This is a genomic window from Bacillus changyiensis, assembly GCF_027706145.1.
In the GTDB taxonomy this organism is placed as follows: domain Bacteria; phylum Bacillota; class Bacilli; order Bacillales; family Bacillaceae; genus Bacillus; species Bacillus changyiensis.
Genome location: NZ_JAQFWW010000006.1, coordinates 47704 through 68644 on the forward strand (window position 1 = coordinate 47704; position 20941 = coordinate 68644).

Consider the following 20941-nt stretch of genomic DNA (forward strand, 5'->3'; position numbering starts at 1 on the left):
GACACTTCCTATTCAATTGTTTCAAATCGTCCTATTTATCATACTAAAAATGTTGGTAAAAAGAAATTTTGTACAGATCGATTTAAAACACATTTTACGAAGAAAAGGTTCAAAACATACACCGAGTTATAAAAAAAAACAAAAATGGTTTATCAACCGGTTGGGATACGGATTGAAGAATATTTTTTTGATTTTGTCAGAATATATAATAATATTGATAGGGGATCATAAAACAAATTAATCAGTCTACGAATCCCAACTTTTAACAACATTATTTTCTAGCAAACTCCTGTTTCCTCTAATAAACGAAGTAATCAAGAGGGCACTTGTCAAACACGAATTAAGATGACTTTAACGTAAAAAAGGGCGTCTAATCGTCGAAAAAATCGACTGATTGGACGCCCAACCTGAATGGCCATTATTTACTTGGATGACTGACCTTGCATACTTTTCGCAACCATTAGAAGTTCATTTTGTGAAAGGTCTTCTGAAGAGAGGAGATAGTCAACTCCATCGTATGTCCAAGACAGTGATTTTTCCTGAAGAACACCGACTGTGAATCCAAGGTTAACTGGTTCACCACTCATGGAAACAGAAGCTGATGTTTTGGCGACTCGAGCTTTTTCCTGAATTAATGTGAAAGTTTTTTCGCCGCCATATGTGATGACAATTCTTTTGCCGTCATCTGTTGTCATTTCCTTTTCTTCTAGCTTCTTCACACCTTGCGGAAGGTCAAGAGGCGTTTTCACCGCAAAGGATTCTGATGGCTCAGCACTTGTCGTTACATCGATTTGCGATAGTGTCATATTTTTCTTTTCATCAAACGAGCTTTTATCTAAAGGTTTATCAAATTCAAAACTTTTGAATTCTACTGTGACCATCGCTTTTCGATCCGTATCCATCACTTTCACTGATGAAGGGGTCAGGTTTTTCTTGTTAAATACAATTTCTTGTGTCGGTAACATTTGATTATGCTGATAGTTCGTTTTCGTTTCAAACATATACTTTGAATCCTTTGTTAAAAAGTTAGCTTCACCATCATTTTTAATATCCTTTACAAGCGATTCAAATAAATATACTTGACTGCTGTTGTTGGGCCAATCACTATGAAAACGGAAACTTTTATTTAAAGACGGTGTCAGAACAAACACACCATTTTCATTCCGCAAAATCACCTGACTCTGATCCTTTTTCGGGTTTTCTAAATAGACTCGATAGAAAGACGGTTTTTTATGCCATATTTCCACATTATACACCTGCGGCTCAGTTCCAGTTTCAATCGTCATTTTTGCTTTTGCCTTATAGGACGTGTATTCTTTTGCCTTCTTGTCGAGCCCCGTGACAATATCTTCTTGCGATTTTTGGCCGCAGGCAGAAAGCATAAAGACAACAAGCAGCCCCGTTAAAAGCAAAACAAAGCTTTTTCTCACCTTTTTCAACCCCTTTTTAATCATTGATGTAAAAAGGAAGAAACCGCTTGTTCGACTTTAACGGTACGCTTTTAAAAAGGGGCCGACGATATCGGCACGCGTACCATAAAAGCCTGCAACGACTTGTCTCCCTTATTGCACTACCCAATATATGTGGGTGGGTAAAACAATATGCAGACATGCTGCCGCAACATTTACGTTTGTACTATTTATCAATGGCTTCACATAAATGTATGATAATATGTACAAGATCATTGCAAAGGGGCTAACGTATGTTTATTAGAACCGAAAATCCACAGACGTTTATTAAATTCTATCCGGTGACAGTCGCCATATTGGCCATCCAGATTGCCATATGGACTCTTTTTTTGCTACCGCTTCCTTCTGTACAGATGTGGTCTAATTTAATGACCGGATTTAATTTAGGAATCGCTAAAGGAGAATGGTGGCGAGTCCTCACACCCATTTTCATTCATGCAAGTTTTTCGCACCTACTTTTCAACTCATTTTCACTTTTCTTATTTGCCCCAGCGCTGGAGCGATTGCTAGGCAAACTGCGTTTTTTCTTCATTTATATAGGCTCAGGATTGGTTGGGAATATCGGTACGTACTTAACTATGCCCTTGGAATATATGCATGTCGGGTCGTCTGGAGCGATCTTTGGCTTATTCGGTGTTTATGTCTATATGGTTCTTTTTCGAAAAGATCTGATCGACAGGGCCAACTCGCAAATTCTTCTAACCATTCTTGCTATTTCATTATTGATGACATTGATCAATCAGCAGGTTAATATGATTGCACATATTTTTGGTCTTTTCGGTGGGCTTGCATTCGCCCCTCTATTGTTAAACAAAAAAAGCGACGGCTTTTAACCGTTCGCTCTTTTTTGATATGAATACCATTGAAAAATCGTTTCTGAATCTTTCTCTTCTGCATCTTTCACAGAAAAACTTTCCATTAACATAGAAGATTTAATGGTAGTATGAATTGAAACAAGTTTTTTACGACGTTGAAAATAAGAACGGCTTACCTTATAAACTTGCATTCGTCTCTTCTGCATGACAACTGTTGTCTTACCAAGAAAGCGTGAAGAAATGAGCAATTTTTTATGACTGATTTTCCATCCTGCATCTTTAAATGTCAAATAGCCAAGCAACCAAAAAAACGGGAGCAATAAAACCGACAAATATCCCCATGGCGGAAAGAAAATAGACAAAGGGATGACAGCCACAACAGGCCATGATGCGCGCAACAAATAACGGCGTAAGGCACGTTTTGGCAGATGGTTGAGCCCTTCTTCAGGTGCATAATCAGGCAGCATTTCATGAAGCCGCTTTTGAACTTCTTTCTTCTTGATGATCGGAAACAAAACCGTTGATTTGTCTTGCTCCATTGCACTTCCACCAGCACTAACAATCGTAATAGATGCATAACCGAACGGCTGTCTGATCAAACCCTCTTTTATTTTAATCGCTTGGACTCTTTTTAAAGGTAAAGTGGTTTGATGTTTTTCAATCAACCCTCTGGAAATGACCAGTTCATTCTTTTTCCGTACGACCGAGAAGTTCGCGTATTTTAACAACATTCCTACAATACTAAATAGCCAAGCAATAAAAAGGACTAGAAAAATAAGAAAAGCAATGACAGCGACTCCAGCACTGTCCAAAAAGGAAAACTGATCAAACAGCCAGTCAAGTTTGACATATTCGTCTACTTGCGTATAAATAGCAAAAATACCAGAAATAACCATTCCGATTCCACTTGAAGTTGATGCTGCAATTAAAAGCTCAGGCCCGTTCATTTTATAGACCATGTTTTGTGGAGGTTCTTCTGTTTTTTCCACAACTTCTTTTTGAACCACAATTTCGTCATCTAGATCTTCTTGGATCATTTCTTTCTTTTTTTCTAAAAGCATTTTTTGAAGCTGATCTGCTTCAATTTGTGTGATGGCCGCTAAAGAGACTTCCGCTTCTTTTCCACCTCCAGCTGTTTCAACCTGAAGTTTAACAAGCTTAAACAACTGCTGAATAATTCCTGCACTTGTATTAATGGTTTGAATCCGCTCAATTGGAATATACTTTTTTTTCCTCGTGATCAGACCTTCCTCGATCCGCAATTCATCCTCTTCAATTCGATAGGTAAACTTTCTCCATCTTAAAATACTGATGATAATCAAGGAAATGAAAACGGCTGCGACTACTATAACAGCTATGATCGTTACCAGTTTGTTTTGATTCAAAAAAAAGGCAACACCAAATGGAACAATAAAATTCTTTACCGTTTCAATTAACCCTTTAAAGAAATTGAGAATCATGGCTGCCGGGTGTAACCGCTTCGGTTCAGACATCATTTTCAGTCACCCTTGCCAACCGAGATATAAAGTCTCTAAGCCGATCTGCTTCTTCCACATCAAGCGCCGGAATGGAGTGGGTTGTGGCAGCTGTTGAAATTTGTACAGATGCGAGTTGGTACCTTCTGAGTAGCGGTCCCTGTGCTGTATCAACATGCTGAACTCTGACCATCGGTATAATCACACGCGTCACCCAAATAATCCCATGCTGAATGTCTATCTCATGTTCATGAACTTCATACCGCCAAATTTTATGACGAATATTAGGAATAATAAAAATAATAAAGAACGAAAGTAACAGCCAAATCACAATCGCTAATATTCCAATCCACAAAGGCCATTTAAAGATCAAGACCAATGTCAACAAACCGGAAGCTAATAATAGTAGAACAAACGATGTGATGGCAGCACTGATTTTCCATACTTTGAGTCCATCATTGCTAATCTGATGTTTTGGTTCATTCCTCAATATCATTTCCCCCAATCTACCACTATTTACGGATGTGTTCCTGAAAAGTTCCTGAAAAACGAAACAATAGGAAAGCCAGTGAAGAGACACAACTGATCTAGCTCCACTGGCTTCATTTTAGGGGAGATTAGTCCCTTTGTCATTAATAAGATTTTTTCTGACGTCTATCATTTGAAGAACGCTTTTTATCGTACGATTTCTTCCCTTTACCTCTGTATCCACCACCATCTCTGCCATCCCTACGCTTGGATGAACGATGATGATTTTTGTTGCGTTTTGTTCTGAGTGGAGCTTCTTCTGTTAAACGGACAGGTGTATTATCTGGCTCTTTTGTCATCATTTTAATCGCAGCCGCAAGGACAGTGACAGAGTCATGCTCCTCTAAAAGTTCAGCCGCAGCAGTCATGTAGAAATTCAAGTTATTTTCAGAAATAATGGTCCGAATCCGGTCAATTGTTACTTGCTGTTGTCCTTCGATTGCTTCATCAAGTGTAGGCTCTTTCATTCGATCCATTTTGCGTTTTGTTGTTTGCTCAATTGCACGTAGCATATCTTTCTCACGCGGTGTGATAAATGTCATAGCCATTCCTGTTTTACCAGCACGTCCTGTTCGGCCGATTCGGTGAACATAGCTTTCAGGATCCTGTGGTACATCAAAATTATAGACATGAGTTACACCAGAAATATCCAGACCGCGGGCAGCAACATCTGTCGCTACCAATACTTCAATGGCACCTTGTTTGAATTTACGAAGAGCTACCATCCGTTTTGCCTGTGTTAAGTCTCCATGAATCCCTTCTGCTGTATATCCGCGTAAGTTGAGTGCTTCAGTCAACTCATCAACGCGGCGTTTCGTACGTCCAAATACGATCGCAAGCTCAGGTGATTGAATGTCAAGTAGACGTGTTAATGTATCAAACTTTTTCCGTTCGTGTACTTCTAAGTAAAATTGCTGAATATTGGAAACCGTCATTTCTTTTGCCTTTACTTTCACGTGCTCCGGATTGTTCATAAACCGTTCTGCAATTCTTTTAATTGGAGCAGGCATTGTCGCCGAAAATAGTAAAGTTTGATGCTCAGCCGGTACATTTGAAAGAATGGATTCAATATCTTCGATGAAGCCCATGTTCAGCATTTCATCTGCTTCATCCAGGACAACGGTATTGACCGTTTGGAGACGCATTGTACGACGGTTAATATGATCAATCAGACGACCAGGTGTACCAACAATAATGTGTGGATTTTTCTTTAAAGCACGAATTTGGCGTCCAATATCCTGCCCACCATAAATCGGAAGCACCTTGGCACGTTTATCCTGTCCAATTTTATATAGCTCTTCAGAAACTTGAATGGCTAATTCACGAGTAGGTGCAATAACAATGGCTTGAATGTTAGGAGATTCGGGGTTGATTTTCTCAACAAGGGGAATACCGAACGCAGCCGTTTTTCCTGTTCCCGTTTGCGCTTGTCCGATCACATCTTTATTTGCTAGACCGAGCGGAATTGTTTGCGCTTGAATTGGTGTTGCTTCTTCGAATCCCATACGATTAATCGCTTTTGTGAGATCAGAACTTAATTGAAAATCTTGAAACGTTATAGTCAATGTATTCAAACTCCTTCTGCTTACTGTTTCAGTAATGTCGTGTTTCATCAATAAAAACTGCCCTTTATATAAAGGACAGGTTCATACTTAATACAAAGCCCGAATTACTTTACATGTTATATTACCATTCCGTTATATGTTTTTCAATAAGACGAGCTTCGTGGGCCAAAGGGCATATTTGACTATGTAAAGAGAAACAAGCCGCCCTTTAAAGAGCCGGAACCTTTTTGATATTGTAACACACGCTTTATATTCTTCGACAGTACTCTTTTATTTTTTCCAGTAGCTGGTGTGTCTTATACTTTTATTTTTTCCAAATGCAACTTAATTATTATTTTTTTCCCCCATCTTTTTCTTCAGAAATGTTTCCACAGTTTGAAAAAGATAGTCGGGCTTTTCCTCAAGACAGACATGATGTTTTGAACCCGGTAAAAGACAAAGCTGTTTTTCATGTGAAGGAATGGTTCCATATAAATAATAAGCACTTGATAATGGGACAATTGAATCACACTCACCTTGAACGATGAGTACAGGAATGTGCAGATGTCTTAAAGATGGTTTAGTGGCTTTCACTAGTCTTAAAAATTCAACCGTGGAAGAAATCGGTGTGCTTGTCAACTTTCGTTTATATCTTTGGTAAAGCTGGTTGTTCTTCATTTTTCCCTGAAATGATTCCCTTAGTATTTGTTTCAGATCACTAAGTAGTTGCCCAGGGCTAATATATTGGGCGGCTGCACTTAATAGTACAAGCCGCTTAACTGGGTATTTCCCCGCCAAATAGGCAGCAATCATTCCTCCCATAGAAAATCCGATTAAATATACAGTATCACATGTTTTCAGAAGACGGACAAGTTCAACTTCCGCACAAGCAATCCACTCCTGAAATAAAACGCCTTTAAGTACCGGCATATCTCCGTGTCCTGGAAGTGTGATCATCTCAACTCGCCAATCCTCTATTTGTTTTAAATGACAAGCTAACGGTTCTAATTCATACGGTGCTCCGGTAAAACCATGAATGCATAAACATCCTATCATGACCTGTCACCCGTTTTCTTTTACTTTTTATCATATAAAAAACCGACTGAATGATTCATTTTTTTACATTTCTTTTATAACATCCTCAAGTTTCATTCCTCTTGATGCTTTAACAAGGATTAAATCCCCGGCTTCTGCTTTTTCGCTTAACAGCTGTTTAAGGTTCTCTTTCTGTTCACGACGGAAGTGGAATACGCGGTTTTCCGAGAATGTTTGCAGAGCTCCTTTTGCAATGTATTCACTCAGTTCTCCATATGTGAAAACAAGATCGATTGCATCTCGGTTTATCGCCTTTCCAATATCTTCGTGGAAGGTTCGTTCCTGTTCTCCAAGTTCAAGCATATCACCAAGCACAACGATCTTCTTACCATATCCAGTCAGCTGTTCGACAAGCTCAATAGCCGCTTTCATTGATGTTGGGCTCGCGTTATAAGCATCATTAATGATCGCCAGACCGCTGGAAGTTTTCATAAGTTCAAGTCTCATCCCCGTTACTTTTAGGTTTTTAAGACCTTCCTCAAGCTTATCATCGGTAATCCCAAGAAGATCACCAACCGCAATTGCCGCCAAAGCATTTTTCACATTATGTTTTCCTAATACAGGGATATAGAAATGGTTGTCTATCCCCTTGACATCAAATGTAGTACCTTGGTCTGTCTGCTTCATCTTTTCCAATTGATAATCAAAAGCCGGATCTTCTCCAAATGTTTTCGTTTGGTATGGGGGATTCACAAGATTTTTTGACAGAAGTGGTTCATCCCCACTATAAATGAGTGTACCATCTTTCGAAAGGCCGCTTACAATTTCCAACTTTGCTTCTGCAATCCCTTCTCTTGAACCAAGATCCTGAAGATGTGATTCTCCAATATTTGTGATCACTGCAGCATCCGGACGGGCAAGGCGACTGAGAAATTCAATTTCACCTTTCGCACTCATCCCCATTTCCAAAACAGCAATTTCGGTATCTTCAGGCATGGCAAGAAGAGTAAGGGGCAAACCGATATGATTATTATAGTTTCCCTCTGTCTTATGAACCCGATAAACGGTTTGTAGAACAGCATGAATCATATCTTTTGTTGTTGTTTTTCCATTTGAACCAGTCACACCAATTACTTTGGTTGGTAGTTGCTCGCGATAGGCTTTCGCAAGTCTTTGGAGAGCTTTAAGTGTATCATCAACCACAATCACCGCATGCCCTTGAGGAGGATTCGGTTCATCTTGATTCCACAACACCGCTGCTACACCTTCCTGAAAAGCTTGTTTTACAAAAGCATGGCCATTGAAACGCTCACCAGTTAGTGGGATAAACAACTGCTCTTTCGCCAATCTTCTTGAATCTGTTGAAACGCCTTTTACCATACAGTCGCTAAATGCTTCATCCAGAATGATTCCTTCTGCCATCTTGGCAATGTCTTTAACCGTTCTCTTGATCATGTTTGACCCTCTCTTTCTCCAGCAATGAAAAAAGACACTATCCCAAAAAAGAGATAGTGTCTTTCACGGTCTCTAGACCTAACTGGGATTAAAATGTATGTTTAATCTGCTGTTTTTCCTCATGTCGCTCTATCGCTAAAGTGACAAGTCTTTCGATTAGATCGGAGTATTCAATTCCGGACTGCTTCCACAAGAGAGGAAACATACTGAACGGGGTAAATCCAGGCATTGTGTTGACTTCGTTAATTAACACTTTCCCTTCACTTGTTAAGAAAAAGTCTGCTCTAACAAGACCAGAACCGTCAATTGCTTGAAAAGCCTTTATAGCCATATCACGAATGGTTTCGTATTCATCTTCTGATATAGAAGCTGGAATAAGTAAGTCTGTGTCACCATCTTCATATTTTGCTTTGTAATCATAAAAATCTTTTTTCGGAGCGATTTCCCCAACAACAGAACACATTGGTTCATCATTTCCTAAGACACCGATCTCTATTTCTCGACCGATGACACCTTCTTCAACAACAATCTTCCGGTCATATTGGAAAGCCAATTGAAAAGCTTGATCAAGCTCTTCACGGTTCCGACATTTGCTGATCCCAACACTTGAACCGAGGTTTGCCGGTTTAACGAAACATGGGTAACCGAGTTCTGCTTCTACTTTGAGAAAGCTTGCTTCTTTTGAAGTTTTCCAATTGTTTTTCACAAAGAATAAATATTTTACCTGCTCAAGTCCTACTTGGGCAAACAGTTGTTTCATGACGACTTTATCCATTCCCGCTGAAGAAGCTAAAACACCATTTCCGACATAAGGAATATTTAACAGTTCAAGCATGCCTTGAATGGTACCATCTTCACCATTTGGTCCGTGTAATAGCGGAAACACAACATCAATTGGCTCTTCATTAGACAATCCTGGAAACATATCACGGTTTAAAATAGCCGGAGAAAAAGTCTGTCCTGTCTGTTCAAGTTGAAGCATTTTTACATTTGATACAGGTTCTGATAGCTGCGGTCCTTTTAGCCATTCACCTTTTTCTGTAATGTAAATCGGGTGTATATCAAATTTTTCGGTATCTAATGCTTTAATGACGGCTAATGCGGTTTGCAGGGAAACATTATGCTCTGCTGATTTTCCGCCGTACACCAATCCTAATCTTGTCTTCACTTCGTACTCCCCCTACTGGATTCATCTTTACTATCTTATCATTTTCCGTGGAAAATGATCTAATATTTTAGGAAAAGGAATAAGCATTTAAATGTCATTCCTTTTCATTTTATATTAAAATGGCATGAAAAAGGAGAGGATGCTAATTGAAAAAAATCACAACAAAAGCACAATTCGATGACATCATACAAGGTGATCAAGAAACGATCATAAAATTTTACGCCGACTGGTGCCCTGACTGCACCCGAATGAATATGTTTATCGGCGACATCCTTCAGACTTACCAAGGACATGAGTGGTATGAACTAAATAAAGATGACCTACCAGAGCTTGCTGAAAAATACCAAGTGATGGGTATTCCGAGCCTTTTAATTTTCAAAGAAGGTAAAAAAATAGGCCATCTTCATAGTGCAAATGCGAAAACACCAGAAGAGGTCAGCAAGTTTTTATCTGAACATATTCACTAATGCTCCCCTTATTCATCCAATATATTATAGACGAGATCAACGTTAAAATCGTTTCAAATTCCGGTAAAGGTTACAAAGGAAGGCCTTGCCGGTTTTTTTAGTAATGCTTCTTCCTTTACATTCCCTCAGATTCTTTTGTATAATAACGATTCTCAATTAGAATAACAATATTTGTGAGGTGAATGTATTTGGCCCCTCAATTACGAAAAGCGGTCGAAGCGAGAAAAAAACACTTGATCAAGCAACTAATTCAACTCGGTTTATATAAAAAGTCAGAACGCCACCTTTATGAACTATCTTTGAGCGAGCTTGAAAGAGAATACAAATCTCTTCAAAAAACCGATTAATCATAATGAAAGAAGCCGGCAGAAAACCCGGCTTCTCCCTAGCAGCACATTATGTTTCATTAAATGCCATTCCCGCTAATTTTGAAATGGTTGCATCATCCATTGGCGGGTTATGGAGGCCAGCCCGAACATCACGATAATACCGTTGCAAAGGATTCGTCCTCGCCAGACTTTTCGCTCCAACGACTCTCATCGCTTTATCAACAACATGAATAGCTGAATTTGTCACTGTGTATTTAACGGCACCCAGTTCTCCCTTTATTTGCCTGCGTCGCTTCGAATCATCGTAAAGTTCTGCGACATGATACAAAAAATGGCGGGCTTTGATGAGCTCTAGGTCAATTTCCCCAATTTGACGCTGAACTGCTTGTACATCTTTTATTGGCACTTTCAGACTATTAGGTTGATATTCTTTTGCAAATTGAACTGCATAATCTCTAGCTGCTTGGGCGATCCCAAGGTAGACAGCCGGGATATGCAAAAGCCAGCCGTTTATTTTATCTGTTCTTTTTTTCGTTTGAAGCTCAACTAACATAGAGAAATCAAGGCGGACATTTGTCATAATAAGATCATGACTCCCTGTCCCTCTCATTGCCATCATATCCCATGTTTCCTCAATCATGACCCCATCGGTATCTTTGTGGATCAAAAAAACGCCGATCGATTGTTTTTCATCAATCCATGCCGTTACGAGAAAGTAATCAAGAACCGGTGACATCGTTGTAAATGTTTTTCTGCCATTTACAACCCAACCATCATCTGTCTTGACAGCAAATGTTCCAGGACGACCGCCTCTTGTTGGACTACCCGTCTGTGCTTCACTAGCGGCCCGGTTGATAAGCGCTCCATTTAATACTTTTTCAGACACGAAGTTGAACACATTGGAATCCCAGCTGTTTCCTTCAGCCAATTCTCCCATCACACTCAAGTGCCAGCCGATGCTCAGTGCGGTCGGCCCATCCCCTTTTGCAAGTCTTTCTTGTAATAACAGCATGTCATAAAGCTTGATACCTTCACCGCCCTGTTCCTTGGCAACAGTTAATGCGGTATAACCTGAATCGCGTAATCTTTCAATATGCTCTTTCGGAAATAAAGCGTGTTCGTCATAATAAGCTGCCGACTTTTCAAATTCATCGGCTAACTTTCCAATTTTCTCAAGCCACTCCTGTTGTTTCACGTTTTTTACAAATATAGAGTTCACTAGGCATCCCCCATACAATTCCGATTAATTTAATAAGTATTATAGTTTCCAAAAAGCGGATCTGCAACATATTGGATTCAACATGAACTGAAATGACCGGGCAACCTCTTCCTTTCAAACGCTTTATATCTTTATATCTCTTTTACAGAAACTCCACCAAGCGAGACCAATAAAGCAAGCAAAATGAATGAAAATGATAAAAAGTGAAAATAAAGGGGTCATTCCTGGAAAAAGCGGTTTTGCATGTTCAGCATATTGCCTAAAATCGGTGTTGGCAAACAACAACCATTTTCCCCAGGGCTCTTCTAGATAGGCTGTAATTGAAACAAGAACTTTTGCACTATACAGCACAACAATCGAGACCATCATGCTAAGTGCACTGCTCCTAAACAAAGCTGAACATAAAAAGGCAAAGGTGATCATAAGAAAGACTTCAAGCCATTGTGTACCGATTAGCTTTAACGTGTTAGAAAATAAGGATTCGGCTTTTGCATCAAACTTTGTTCCAAAAAAGAGTAAACCAAATAATAAAGAAAGTCCGTAATAAAACAAAAATAGCCACATACTTACCAATATACTTGTCATCAATTTGGCAAATAAAATTCTTTCTCTTTTGACAGGGCGGATCAGCAAAAACTTTATCGTCTTTTTATCATATTCAAAGGAAATAATTGAAGCCGCCACTACAATCGAAAATCCCTGTAAAAGAATTTGTAAGTGGGTGGCAAATGAAAAATAACCGATAAAATGATCTTCCACACCCGCTCCGACTATGATTTGTCTTATAACCAAAGCGAGCGAAAATTGTAAAATGACAAGAGATGCGAGCGATACTAAAGTGACTTTTCGCTTTAGTAGTTTATAATGTTCATTTTGAATTAATTTGTACATCAGAACCCCTCCCTTCCCTAACATTTGTTAAAGCCATATATTCATCTTCAAGAGACAGTTTACATTGCGTAATTGAAAAAACATCAAGACCCGCCGTGACAAGTTGTTTATTCAAACTAGGGATGTCCGCTTTTGCTACTTGAACAGCCAACAGATTTCTTTCAATCTTCACGTTGTAGCCATGTTCTTTTAGCCACTTGAGCGCTTGATCACGGGGTTCTACTTCAAGAAGCGTTTTTTCTTGGTTTTGTTTTTCCGTCAAGCTAACAGCTGATTTTACCTTGCCATGCTGGATGATGATCACCCTATCGCATAAGTCTTCGACTTCCTTTAATAAATGTGTCGCAAAGACAATAGCCGTTTCATCTTGTTCAGCAAGTTCCCGTAAATGTTCACGAAAATCTTTCATTCCAGCTGGATCCAAACCATTTGTCGGTTCATCCAAAATCAACAGTTTTGGACGCTGAAGAATCGCTTGAGCAATTCCTAAACGTTGTCTCATCCCAAGTGAATAGGTTTTCACTTTATGATGAATCACTTGTTCAAGACCGACCCGTCCAATCACCTCATTTAGCCTATTTTGGCTGATTTCCGCATACATTTTCGCATATAGATTAAGGTTTTCATAGCCTGTAAGATACGGATAAAATTCTGGATTTTCCACAATGGCGCCCACAGCTTGGATCGCTTTTTCAAACTGACGGTCAATCGAAAAACCATTGATGAAAATGTCTCCACTGCTCTTTTTGATTAAACCTGTTAACAGTTTGATAAGCGTTGTTTTTCCTGAACCATTAGGACCAAGTAGACCAACGATTTCTCCCTTTTTGACTGTAAAATCAATGTCTTTCAATATCGGACGGCCATCAATGACTTTATCAATACTTTTTATTTGTAAAACAGGATGCTTTGTCATAACAATTCTCCTTTTTTTCAAAAAAAAATAAACAGTGCCCAAAAAGACACTGTTTGATTATATCATTTTTCTAGGCAGACACGTCTGAATGTGGCGCTTCAATCTTGCCATGCTTTTTCTCTGTTTCAGAGACAATGACGGCACATGCTGCATCTCCTGTTATATTGACAGCTGTTCGGATCATATCTAATAGACGGTCAATTCCCAAAATTAGCCCAATTCCAGCTACAGGGAGATCAACTGATTGAAGAACCATCGCTAACAGGATTAAACCGACTCCTGGGACCCCTGCAGTTCCAATGCTAGCCAATACGGCTGTCAACACGACCATGATCAATTGTGTGAATGTTAGATCTTGACCGTAAACTTGTGCGATAAACACGGTCGCGACCCCTTGCATAATCGCTGTTCCATCCATATTGATCGTCGCTCCAAGCGGCTGTACAAAACTGCTGATCGGTTCAGGAACTTTTAGTTTTCTTTGCGCAACATCCATTGAAATCGGCAATGTTGCATTACTGCTTGATGTACTAAAGCCAACAAGCATCACCTCTGAAAAATCTTTAAAGAATGTTAACGGATTTCGTTTAGCAAGTAAGGCGATTGTTGAACCGTAAGTGACGATTGCATGGATGAAAAGCGCCAAGACAACAACAATCATATAAAGACCCATCGCTTTAATGGCATCCCATCCCTGACTGCCAATCGCTGTTGCGATTAATCCGAAAGTTCCGAATGGTGCGAATTTCATAACGAGATTGACGAGATACATCATCAAATCATTACCTTGCTCGACCACTCTCAGCAAAGCATCTGCTTTTTTGCCAAGTACTGTAATACCAAAACCGACTAATATGGAGAAAGCAATAATTTGAAGCATATTCCCTTCAGCCATTGCTTGAACGGGGTTCGTCGGAATGATATTAAGCAGTGTTTCGGCAATACTCGGTGCTTTTTCAGCTGAAAACTCCGCGGCACTTTTATCATAACTTCCGATTGTTCCAGGCTTAATGATCAATGCTAAAGAAAGTCCGATTGTAATAGCGACTGCTGTTGTCACTAGAAAATAAGAGATCGTTTTCGCACCGATTCTTCCAAGTTTTTTTGGATCTCCAAGACCGGCAACTCCTAGAGTAAGAGAAAAGAACACGATTGGAACGACAAGCATCTTGATTAGATTTAGAAAGATCGTACCAAGCGGTCCGAACAAAAATGTATTGAGCTTGTCAAATAGATCCGGTGAAGTAACATTTAAAATAATTCCGACAACTGCACCTAGTATTAAAGAAATGATAATCTTTGTAGCTAACTTCATTGAAGCATCCCCTTTCCAAAAAAAGTCCATGAGAGATCTCTCATGGACTTTACCATTTTTAATTTTGGTTCCACATGACTCTCTTCACGTTGATGAGGTTAGCTGACGGGTTCGGACGAAGAGATGTCCGTCTCTCAGTTCTCCGTGAACTGAGAAATTCACCCCAAATGATCGGGTCCCCCACTCCTTAATAAGGATTAAACGTGTGGCGCTATAATGTTATATTACATTTATACCTGAAAATTCGAAAAATGTAAACAAAATTTTTATATTTACAATTATTTGCTATTTTCCGGTGACAGACGCCCTATTTTCTTCTTTATTTGTAACATTCAGGATATCTAAAACAAACACAAAAATTGGAATCCCAATAATCAATCCCCAAATCCCGATAAAATGTTCAGAAAAAATTAAGACGATAAATGTGAAAAAGATAGGTAATTCCGTTTTCGCCGACATCAATTTCGGATTGAGAAAATACGTTTCAATTGCGTGAACGATCATGATGACCAACACCATTGAAAAGATATAGGCGACGCCGCCAATACTATAGGCAATTATACTTAACGGAATGAGAGAGATCACAACACCGGCAACGGGAATTAAGCCGAGGAAAAACACCATGACTGCCAGACCAAAAAGCTGGGGAAATCCCATAAATGCAAGGGCAATCGTTGTTAATGCACAATTGACAGTCGCAATGATGAACTGGGCTTCAATGACTTTACCAAATGTACTTGTGAATTTCTTTCCAAAGTAAGCAAACTCTTCATAAAATGAAGCGACTTTACTCGTCTTGAATTTATCCATTAAGTTGATAACTTTATCTTTTTCAATTAGGAAGAACATACTGAGAATTAAAGACATGACAACCTGTATGCCAAATGTGCTGATATCTGTTATATATTCATAGATAAAATTAAATCCTTTTTCAAAATAGGCCGACAGATTAATATCACCAAACATATCGGTAACCATATCAAGAAATGGAATGCTATCAGGATGTGCGGCAATATATTTCCCTCTTCTAATAAGCTGCTGAATCTGCTCGACGATCACTGGATAAAACATGATTCCACCAATCGTAAGTCCGATGGCCAATGCTAAGTATAATAAAGATATAATGAGTTTTTGACTGACATTCATAAAACGATTCAAGAAATTTCTGATGACATTCTCTAAACGGTTCATTAAAAACGTAAAAATAAACGTAAGTAGTATCAGATTGATCATACTGCTAAATAAATATAAAATTCCCGCCGACACAACAAAAACAAAAAAACGCCTAACCCCAGAATGTTGAAAAAATTTAAACAACGCTGCCATTCAAGTTACACTCTCCCACCAGTACTTTATTCCTATTAATCTATTCAAAAGTTTTGAAATACATTTCAGTGTATCATCTGTAAATTATATAACAAAACAGAGCGGAAATCTCTTTTGAAGGTCATTTATTTATAATATTTTAATCTTATCCCAAAAAAAGAAAAATTCGTTTTTTGATTTCTACCATTTTCCAATTATATTAAATTTTCAGCATCCGAATTGGCTTGTCTTTTTTAAAATATGATGGTTCCCATTGTCTTTATTCTTTTCTATCAATATTTTTTCATAGTTGACTTTTTCTTAAACTCATTTTACCATTTGACTTTTGACCTTCCGCCTTTTAAAGTGTTGAATATTGGTGAAAAACGGTTTTAACAATAGAAGAGGGTGTTACATCATGCAAAAGCTAAATGCAAAAGCTTCAGGACTTTTACCACTGTTATTATTTGTTTGTTTATTTGTGGGATCAGGCGTCATAACTGGCGATTTTTATAGTCTTCCAATCGTTGTTGCTGCACTGGTCGCGGCGGTTCTTTCACTCGCAATGAATCGAAAAGAATCACTGAATCAGAAAACCGAGTGGTTTGCAAAAGGTGCAGGCCATCCTGATATTATGATTATGGTCATGATCTTTATTTTAGCAGGAGCTTTTTCTGCTGCTACAAAAGCGATGGGAGCTGTTGATTCGACAGTACATCTAGCGCTTTCCTTTGTTCCTGAGCAGTTTATGGTTAGTGGATTATTTATCATTGCTGCTTTTATCTCGGTGTCAATGGGGACATCAACAGGAACGATTGCGGCACTTGCTCCGATCGCTGCCGGCATTAGTGCTGAAATCGGTGTCTCTGCAGCGTTTTCAGTAGCTGCCGTTGTAGGTGGTGCCATGTTTGGAGATAACTTATCATTTATTTCTGATACAACAATTGCCGCAGTTCGCACGCAAAAAACAAAAATGTCGGACAAGTTTAAAACAAATTTCATCATTGTTTTACCTGCTGCAATTATCACCATTATTGTCTTAATGATTTTCACTTCAGGAGGTCAACTTGAAGCTCAAGAAGGTGATTTCAGCTGGATAAAGGTCTTACCTTATCTTGGCGTTTTAATATTTGCAATAATTGGTTTTAATGTAATGGCGGTGATCTTTGGTGGAATCGTTTTGGCTGGTGTCATCGGAATATTTGATGGTAGCCTAACACTTCATGCTTATTTACAGGCCATAACCGAAGGGATCAGCGGAATGTCAGAGCTTATCATTTTGTCTCTTCTGATCGGTGGAATGGCAGAAATGATGAAGCGAAATGGCGGGATCGCTTTTCTTCTTCAGTTCATTTCCAGACGCGTTCATACGAAAAAGGGAGCAGAGGCAGGGATTGCCGGACTTGTTAGTGTGGTCAACTTGGCTACTGCCAATAATACGATTGCCATCATTACAGCTGGACCTCTGGCCAAAGACTTATCTGATCAATACGAAATTGATCCGCGTAAATCAGCAAGTATTCTCGATATTTTTTCATGTGTGATCCAAGGGCTGATTCCATACGGAGCACAGATGTTATCAGCGGCCCAAATTGCAAAAATATCGCCAATTAGCATCCTCCCTTATTCTTTTTATCCGATTTTGATCGGGATTTGTGGAATTTGCGCTATTGTCTTCAGACTTCCACGCTTTACAGAAAAATCTTAGGCTGCCGTTTTGATACGGCAGCCTTTTCTTTAAGCTTTTTTTTCCAAATCTATTTTCTCAATCTCTGCAAGTTTCTCCAAGATCCTTCGTTTTTTATACATCATCATACCGGTTTCAGCTACACCGTTTACCATCGAACGATTTGAGATAGCGCCAAAGAGAATACCGGCAACAGGGACCATTTGAAAAAGCTTTTTCCAACCAAATGAATCACGGTAATTATACACAACTTCACGCCACCCTTGAATTTGCGAAATCATATTTTGACGTACTTCCGGTTGTTGATGATACTGACTTAACTCTTGAATAAGCACTTTTTTTCCGACGATGTCTGCCGCACTAAGTTGAAGACACTTAATGATAAACATCCGCTCCGTTTTTTCTTTTGGATCATAACCATACGATATCGCGATATCCTGCAAGGTTTTCAAGGAAAGACCAAGAATGGCGGGAATATCAATAGCCAAGGTAAATAGACCCCCGACTCCTGTAGTAGCCCCTTGAACAGTTGCCATATTTGCTCTTGTTTTTCCAAGTTCTTCACAAATCTGATCCATCACAGATAAAGGAGCTTTCTGAATATCAGCAACCGTCTCCATCGTTTCGTTCGGTAGTTTGTTTTGAAAGTGCTCAATTAATCGTTTTTCCGATGTTAAATATTGGCCACCATTTTGAATAAACCCGCCGACTTCATCAAGGAGGACTCCAATTTTATCTTGAATAAATGCTGGTGTGAGCTTATCTAATACTTTGAACGGGAGACGGCCGATTTTTTCCCAAAACCATTCTTTCTGCTGTTCTTTTTCCCATTCTTTAATCAATTTCAGTTGAGCTTCTAAGTCTGCCTGATCATTTTGCATGAAAAGTCCATCCTTCCTCGTTGTATTGTTATTAGTATACAATGATTTTCGCGATGGATACCATTTTCACTTATTTTCGCATGCTTCCAAAATGGCATTTGCCGCTCGATGGTAGCCGCCGGCATTTCGAAGGGACTCTCCAATTTTGGACGCTGCATCCGCATATTGATGATTTCCTAAGATCTTGTCTATTTTTTCTTTTAACACAACTGAAGATAATTTCCTCTTATCAAGCTTTATTCCTGCCCCTGCCCTTTCAACCTGTTCGCCAACCATAAATTGATCAGCTCCCATTGGAATGACAAGCAGTGGTGTGTCAAAATAAAGCCCTTCATTTGTACTGTTCATTCCTCCATGAGTAACAAATAAATCTGCACTTTTCAAAAGTTCCAATTGTGGTATATAAGGTTTAACAATAAAATGTCCAGGAATCTCATTCAGTTCGTCGGTATTCGTATATTTTCCAATTGACATGACCACTTTGCCATCAAAATCTTTTAAAGCTTCAAGACACATATTATAAATGTCTTTTTGTTGATTAAAAATTGTACCCATTGAGATGACAATTAGTTTTTCATGTTCAAGCTCTGCCAATGGAAAATCAGCAGTTACTGTCCGGTTAGTAATCGACGGTCCCACAAATAAATAGTCATTTGGAAAAGTTTCTGGGTGAGGCTGAAATTCTTTAGAAGTGAAAACAATTGTAAGGTCTCCTGAACAAGAGAAAACATCACTTGGATGTCGAAGATTGATAGGGTATTGAGCACTTAATTCCTCTAAGGCCAACATACATTTTTCAAAGTATGGCGAATTTTCCAGATCAGCTTGGTGCTGTTGATGAAATGATTTCACTACCTTTTCATTCATGGCAAATGTTGTGCACAATGAAATCCCCGGCAGTCTCAGCATATTCGCGATCATTTTTCCAGGCAAAAAATGATGATCAAACAGGACATAGTCATATGTTTCATGTCTCACTTCCTGATAAATGAGTTCAACAATTTTTTTTACATATTTCGTCATTTTGTAAATCAGTTCTGAAAAATCGCGTTTTTCATCGCCAGTTAAGTTTTTGGCGAGTCCTAAGTCGTTTCTGAAATCTGGATAAAAACGAACTTCAGCTCCCGTTATTTTAATCTTTTCAGCATATTCTTCAATCGCATAATATACAATCTTCTCTCCTCGGTATTGAAGCTCCTTTATTAATCCTAGAGAAGGATTAATATGACCTTCACCAGGAAAACCAACCATTAATACATGTCCCATCCTAATTCTTCCTTTCTCATTCGCAATTTATATAGCACATTACTACAAAAAGGTAGAATCGTAAAGTTATTTAATTAAGTTAATAATATATAAAACGAACTATTTGACTACTTTGATTTATCAACATAGCTTTCTCCTCTACGTTGTTTTTCTACAATTAAGTAAATTTAACCAACGGAAACAGGTGATTTACTTCTTGACACCTTCCATTACAGAGTCAAATTTACTTTTTTTAAAAGTTTACAAAATTGAGCATAGAAAGAGAGAAGTTCATTTTTTTATTATGCTAACCTTTTATCAAGAGGTGATCACATGGAATGGCTCACAAAATTTAGTAAATCAATCGAATATATAGAAGACAATTTAACCGGTGAAATTTCTTACGATGAAGCAGCTAAAATAGCTTGTTGCTCAACCTACTACTTTCAAAGAATGTTTTCATATGTCACAGGCGTGCCACTTTCCAAATATATACGTGACCGTAGAATGACACAGGCAGCTTTTGATATTCAAACTCATAATTCGAAAATAACAGATATTGGATTCAAATATGGATATACTTCACCCACTGCCTTTAATCGCGCATTCCAAAATGTTCACGGAATTTCTCCAACAGCTGCAAGAACTCAAAGTATGCCACTCAAGGCTTACTTACCAATCCGTTTAAAGATTACAGTTACAGGAGATGAGAGTATGAGGTATCGAATTGAAGAAAAAGAAGCATTTCGAATTGTTGGTGTCAGAATTCCACTTTCAGAGGACATGGAGGAAAATTCGCAAACAGTTCCAACTTTTTGGGAAAAGTTGTGGAGAGAACATCGCATTTCAGAAATCACCAATCTATCGGAACAAGAACCTCAAAAGCTTTTAGGTGTCAGTATTTATTCGCATCGACACTATATTTTTTACTATGTCGCTGTGGCAACAAATAAGCCTGTACCTAAAGGAATGGAAGGGTACGAGATTCCTGCTGCTACTTGGGTCGTTTTACAATGTGATGGACGCTATCCACAATCTATTCAATCCATGTATAAACGCTTTTTAACTGAATGGCTTCCTTTTTCAGGTTATCAATATGCTGAACTTCCGGATATCGAGGTTTATCCTGTCAGCAATCAAAAACCAACAGGCGGACATTCTGAAATATGGATTGCAATCAAAAAACAGTAAACTGGA

At 38.7% G+C, this 20941-nt stretch carries 19 protein-coding genes and 1 riboswitch; of the genes, 5 read left to right on the forward strand and 14 right to left on the reverse strand.

Features of this window, described 5'->3' with window-relative positions; genetic code table 11:
* Positions 1–422: 422 nt before the first annotated feature.
* Positions 423–1439 (reverse strand): LolA family protein, encoded by a 1017-nt coding sequence (locus PDT38_RS15845; protein WP_270802944.1) that lies wholly within the window; start codon positions 1437–1439, stop codon positions 423–425.
* 263 nt (positions 1440–1702) lie between these two features.
* Between PDT38_RS15845 and PDT38_RS15850 the strand changes: the two genes are divergently transcribed.
* Positions 1703–2302, forward strand: coding sequence for a rhomboid family intramembrane serine protease (locus tag PDT38_RS15850; RefSeq protein ID WP_270802945.1), 600 nt, complete (start codon positions 1703–1705; stop codon positions 2300–2302).
* Here PDT38_RS15850 and PDT38_RS15855 read toward each other — a convergent pair.
* From PDT38_RS15855 to PDT38_RS15880, 6 genes are all read right to left on the reverse strand, one after another.
* A complete protein-coding gene (locus PDT38_RS15855) occupies positions 2299–3780 on the reverse strand; it encodes a PH domain-containing protein (protein WP_270802946.1) in 1482 nt (493 codons plus the stop codon). The two genes, PDT38_RS15850 and PDT38_RS15855, sit on opposite strands and share 4 nt — an antisense overlap.
* A complete protein-coding gene (locus PDT38_RS15860) occupies positions 3770–4249 on the reverse strand; it encodes a PH domain-containing protein (RefSeq protein WP_270802947.1) in 480 nt (159 codons plus the stop codon). Before PDT38_RS15860 ends, PDT38_RS15855 begins: the two co-directional genes overlap by 11 nt.
* 142 nt (positions 4250–4391) lie before the next feature.
* Positions 4392–5852, reverse strand: a complete 1461-nt coding sequence (cshA, locus tag PDT38_RS15865) for a degradosome RNA helicase CshA (protein WP_270802948.1) — start codon at positions 5850–5852, stop codon at positions 4392–4394.
* Between the two features lie 324 nt (positions 5853–6176).
* A complete protein-coding gene (locus PDT38_RS15870) occupies positions 6177–6887 on the reverse strand; it encodes an alpha/beta hydrolase (RefSeq protein ID WP_270802949.1) in 711 nt (236 codons plus the stop codon).
* A 63-nt stretch (positions 6888–6950) separates the two neighbouring features.
* Positions 6951–8321, reverse strand: coding sequence for a UDP-N-acetylmuramoyl-tripeptide--D-alanyl-D-alanine ligase (locus PDT38_RS15875; RefSeq protein WP_270802951.1), 1371 nt, complete (start codon positions 8319–8321; stop codon positions 6951–6953).
* 88 nt (positions 8322–8409) lie between these two features.
* Complete coding sequence (locus tag PDT38_RS15880; RefSeq protein ID WP_270802953.1) at positions 8410–9489, reverse strand: D-alanine--D-alanine ligase; 1080 nt, start codon at positions 9487–9489, stop codon at positions 8410–8412.
* A 146-nt stretch (positions 9490–9635) separates the two neighbouring features.
* On the opposite strand from PDT38_RS15880, the gene PDT38_RS15885 reads away from it, so the two are divergent.
* Positions 9636–9956 carry a thioredoxin family protein gene (locus PDT38_RS15885; RefSeq protein WP_270802954.1) on the forward strand — a complete coding sequence of 107 codons (321 nt, stop codon included), beginning with the start codon at positions 9636–9638 and terminating at the stop codon, positions 9954–9956.
* A 182-nt stretch (positions 9957–10138) separates the two neighbouring features.
* On the forward strand, positions 10139–10303 hold the full coding sequence (locus PDT38_RS15890) for a Fur-regulated basic protein FbpA (protein WP_270802956.1): 165 nt from the start codon (positions 10139–10141) through the stop codon (positions 10301–10303).
* Positions 10304–10352: 49 nt separating this feature from the next.
* Here PDT38_RS15890 and PDT38_RS15895 read toward each other — a convergent pair whose 3' ends face one another.
* The 5 genes from PDT38_RS15895 to PDT38_RS15915 all read right to left on the reverse strand — a co-directional run bounded on the left by PDT38_RS15895 (position 10353) and on the right by PDT38_RS15915 (position 15952).
* Positions 10353–11504, reverse strand: a complete 1152-nt coding sequence (locus PDT38_RS15895; RefSeq protein WP_270802957.1) for an acyl-CoA dehydrogenase family protein — start codon at positions 11502–11504, stop codon at positions 10353–10355.
* A 123-nt stretch (positions 11505–11627) separates the two neighbouring features.
* On the reverse strand, positions 11628–12395 hold the full coding sequence (locus PDT38_RS15900) for an ABC transporter permease (RefSeq protein ID WP_270802959.1): 768 nt from the start codon (positions 12393–12395) through the stop codon (positions 11628–11630).
* On the reverse strand, positions 12373–13311 hold the full coding sequence (locus tag PDT38_RS15905) for an ABC transporter ATP-binding protein (protein WP_270802961.1): 939 nt from the start codon (positions 13309–13311) through the stop codon (positions 12373–12375). Before PDT38_RS15905 ends, PDT38_RS15900 begins: the two co-directional genes overlap by 23 nt.
* Before the next feature lie 70 nt (positions 13312–13381).
* Entirely contained in the window at positions 13382–14626 is a 1245-nt protein-coding gene (locus tag PDT38_RS15910; RefSeq protein ID WP_270802962.1) for a dicarboxylate/amino acid:cation symporter, read from the reverse strand.
* 73 nt (positions 14627–14699) lie between these two features.
* Positions 14700–14840: riboswitch (cyclic di-AMP (ydaO/yuaA leader) on the reverse strand.
* A 71-nt stretch (positions 14841–14911) separates the two neighbouring features.
* Positions 14912–15952: an AI-2E family transporter gene (locus PDT38_RS15915; protein WP_270802963.1), complete on the reverse strand. Its 1041-nt coding sequence runs from the start codon at positions 15950–15952 to the stop codon at positions 14912–14914.
* A 397-nt stretch (positions 15953–16349) separates the two neighbouring features.
* Between PDT38_RS15915 and PDT38_RS15920 the strand changes: the two genes are divergently transcribed.
* Positions 16350–17639: a Na+/H+ antiporter NhaC family protein gene (locus PDT38_RS15920; protein ID WP_270802964.1), complete on the forward strand. Its 1290-nt coding sequence runs from the start codon at positions 16350–16352 to the stop codon at positions 17637–17639.
* Positions 17640–17668: 29 nt separating this feature from the next.
* Here the strand turns inward: PDT38_RS15920 and PDT38_RS15925 are convergent, their stop codons facing one another.
* Together PDT38_RS15925 and PDT38_RS15930 are read right to left on the reverse strand one after the other, a co-directional pair.
* Positions 17669–18499, reverse strand: a complete 831-nt coding sequence (locus PDT38_RS15925; RefSeq protein WP_270802966.1) for an EcsC family protein — start codon at positions 18497–18499, stop codon at positions 17669–17671.
* A 66-nt stretch (positions 18500–18565) separates the two neighbouring features.
* Positions 18566–19765 (reverse strand): macrolide family glycosyltransferase, encoded by a 1200-nt coding sequence (locus PDT38_RS15930; protein ID WP_270802968.1) that lies wholly within the window; start codon positions 19763–19765, stop codon positions 18566–18568.
* A gap of 312 nt (positions 19766–20077) precedes the next feature.
* Here PDT38_RS15930 and PDT38_RS15935 point away from each other — a divergent pair, with 312 nt between their 5' ends.
* Complete coding sequence (locus PDT38_RS15935) at positions 20078–20935, forward strand: AraC family transcriptional regulator (RefSeq protein WP_270802970.1); 858 nt, start codon at positions 20078–20080, stop codon at positions 20933–20935.
* Positions 20936–20941: the final 6 nt, after the last annotated feature.

Bases quoted from the DNA above. Each gene is read 5' to 3' on its own strand.
- PDT38_RS15875 (WP_270802951.1), bottom strand. From the start codon at position 8,321: ATGATCAAGAGAACGGTTAAAGACATTGCCAAGATGGCAGAAGGAATC.
- PDT38_RS15905 (WP_270802961.1), bottom strand. From the start codon at position 13,311: ATGACAAAGCATCCTGTTTTACAAATAAAAAGTATTGATAAAGTCATT.
- PDT38_RS15855 (WP_270802946.1), bottom strand. From the start codon at position 3,780: ATGATGTCTGAACCGAAGCGGTTACACCCGGCAGCCATGATTCTCAAT.
- PDT38_RS15870 (WP_270802949.1), bottom strand. From the start codon at position 6,887: ATGATAGGATGTTTATGCATTCATGGTTTTACCGGAGCACCGTATGAA.
- PDT38_RS15900 (WP_270802959.1), bottom strand. From the start codon at position 12,395: ATGTACAAATTAATTCAAAATGAACATTATAAACTACTAAAGCGAAAA.
- PDT38_RS15850 (WP_270802945.1), top strand. From the start codon at position 1,703: ATGTTTATTAGAACCGAAAATCCACAGACGTTTATTAAATTCTATCCG.
- PDT38_RS15925 (WP_270802966.1), bottom strand. From the start codon at position 18,499: ATGCAAAATGATCAGGCAGACTTAGAAGCTCAACTGAAATTGATTAAA.
- PDT38_RS15920 (WP_270802964.1), top strand. From the start codon at position 16,350: ATGCAAAAGCTAAATGCAAAAGCTTCAGGACTTTTACCACTGTTATTA.
- PDT38_RS15890 (WP_270802956.1), top strand. From the start codon at position 10,139: ATGTATTTGGCCCCTCAATTACGAAAAGCGGTCGAAGCGAGAAAAAAA.
- PDT38_RS15930 (WP_270802968.1), bottom strand. From the start codon at position 19,765: ATGGGACATGTATTAATGGTTGGTTTTCCTGGTGAAGGTCATATTAAT.
- PDT38_RS15935 (WP_270802970.1), top strand. From the start codon at position 20,078: ATGGAATGGCTCACAAAATTTAGTAAATCAATCGAATATATAGAAGAC.
- PDT38_RS15915 (WP_270802963.1), bottom strand. From the start codon at position 15,952: ATGGCAGCGTTGTTTAAATTTTTTCAACATTCTGGGGTTAGGCGTTTT.
- PDT38_RS15910 (WP_270802962.1), bottom strand. From the start codon at position 14,626: ATGAAGTTAGCTACAAAGATTATCATTTCTTTAATACTAGGTGCAGTT.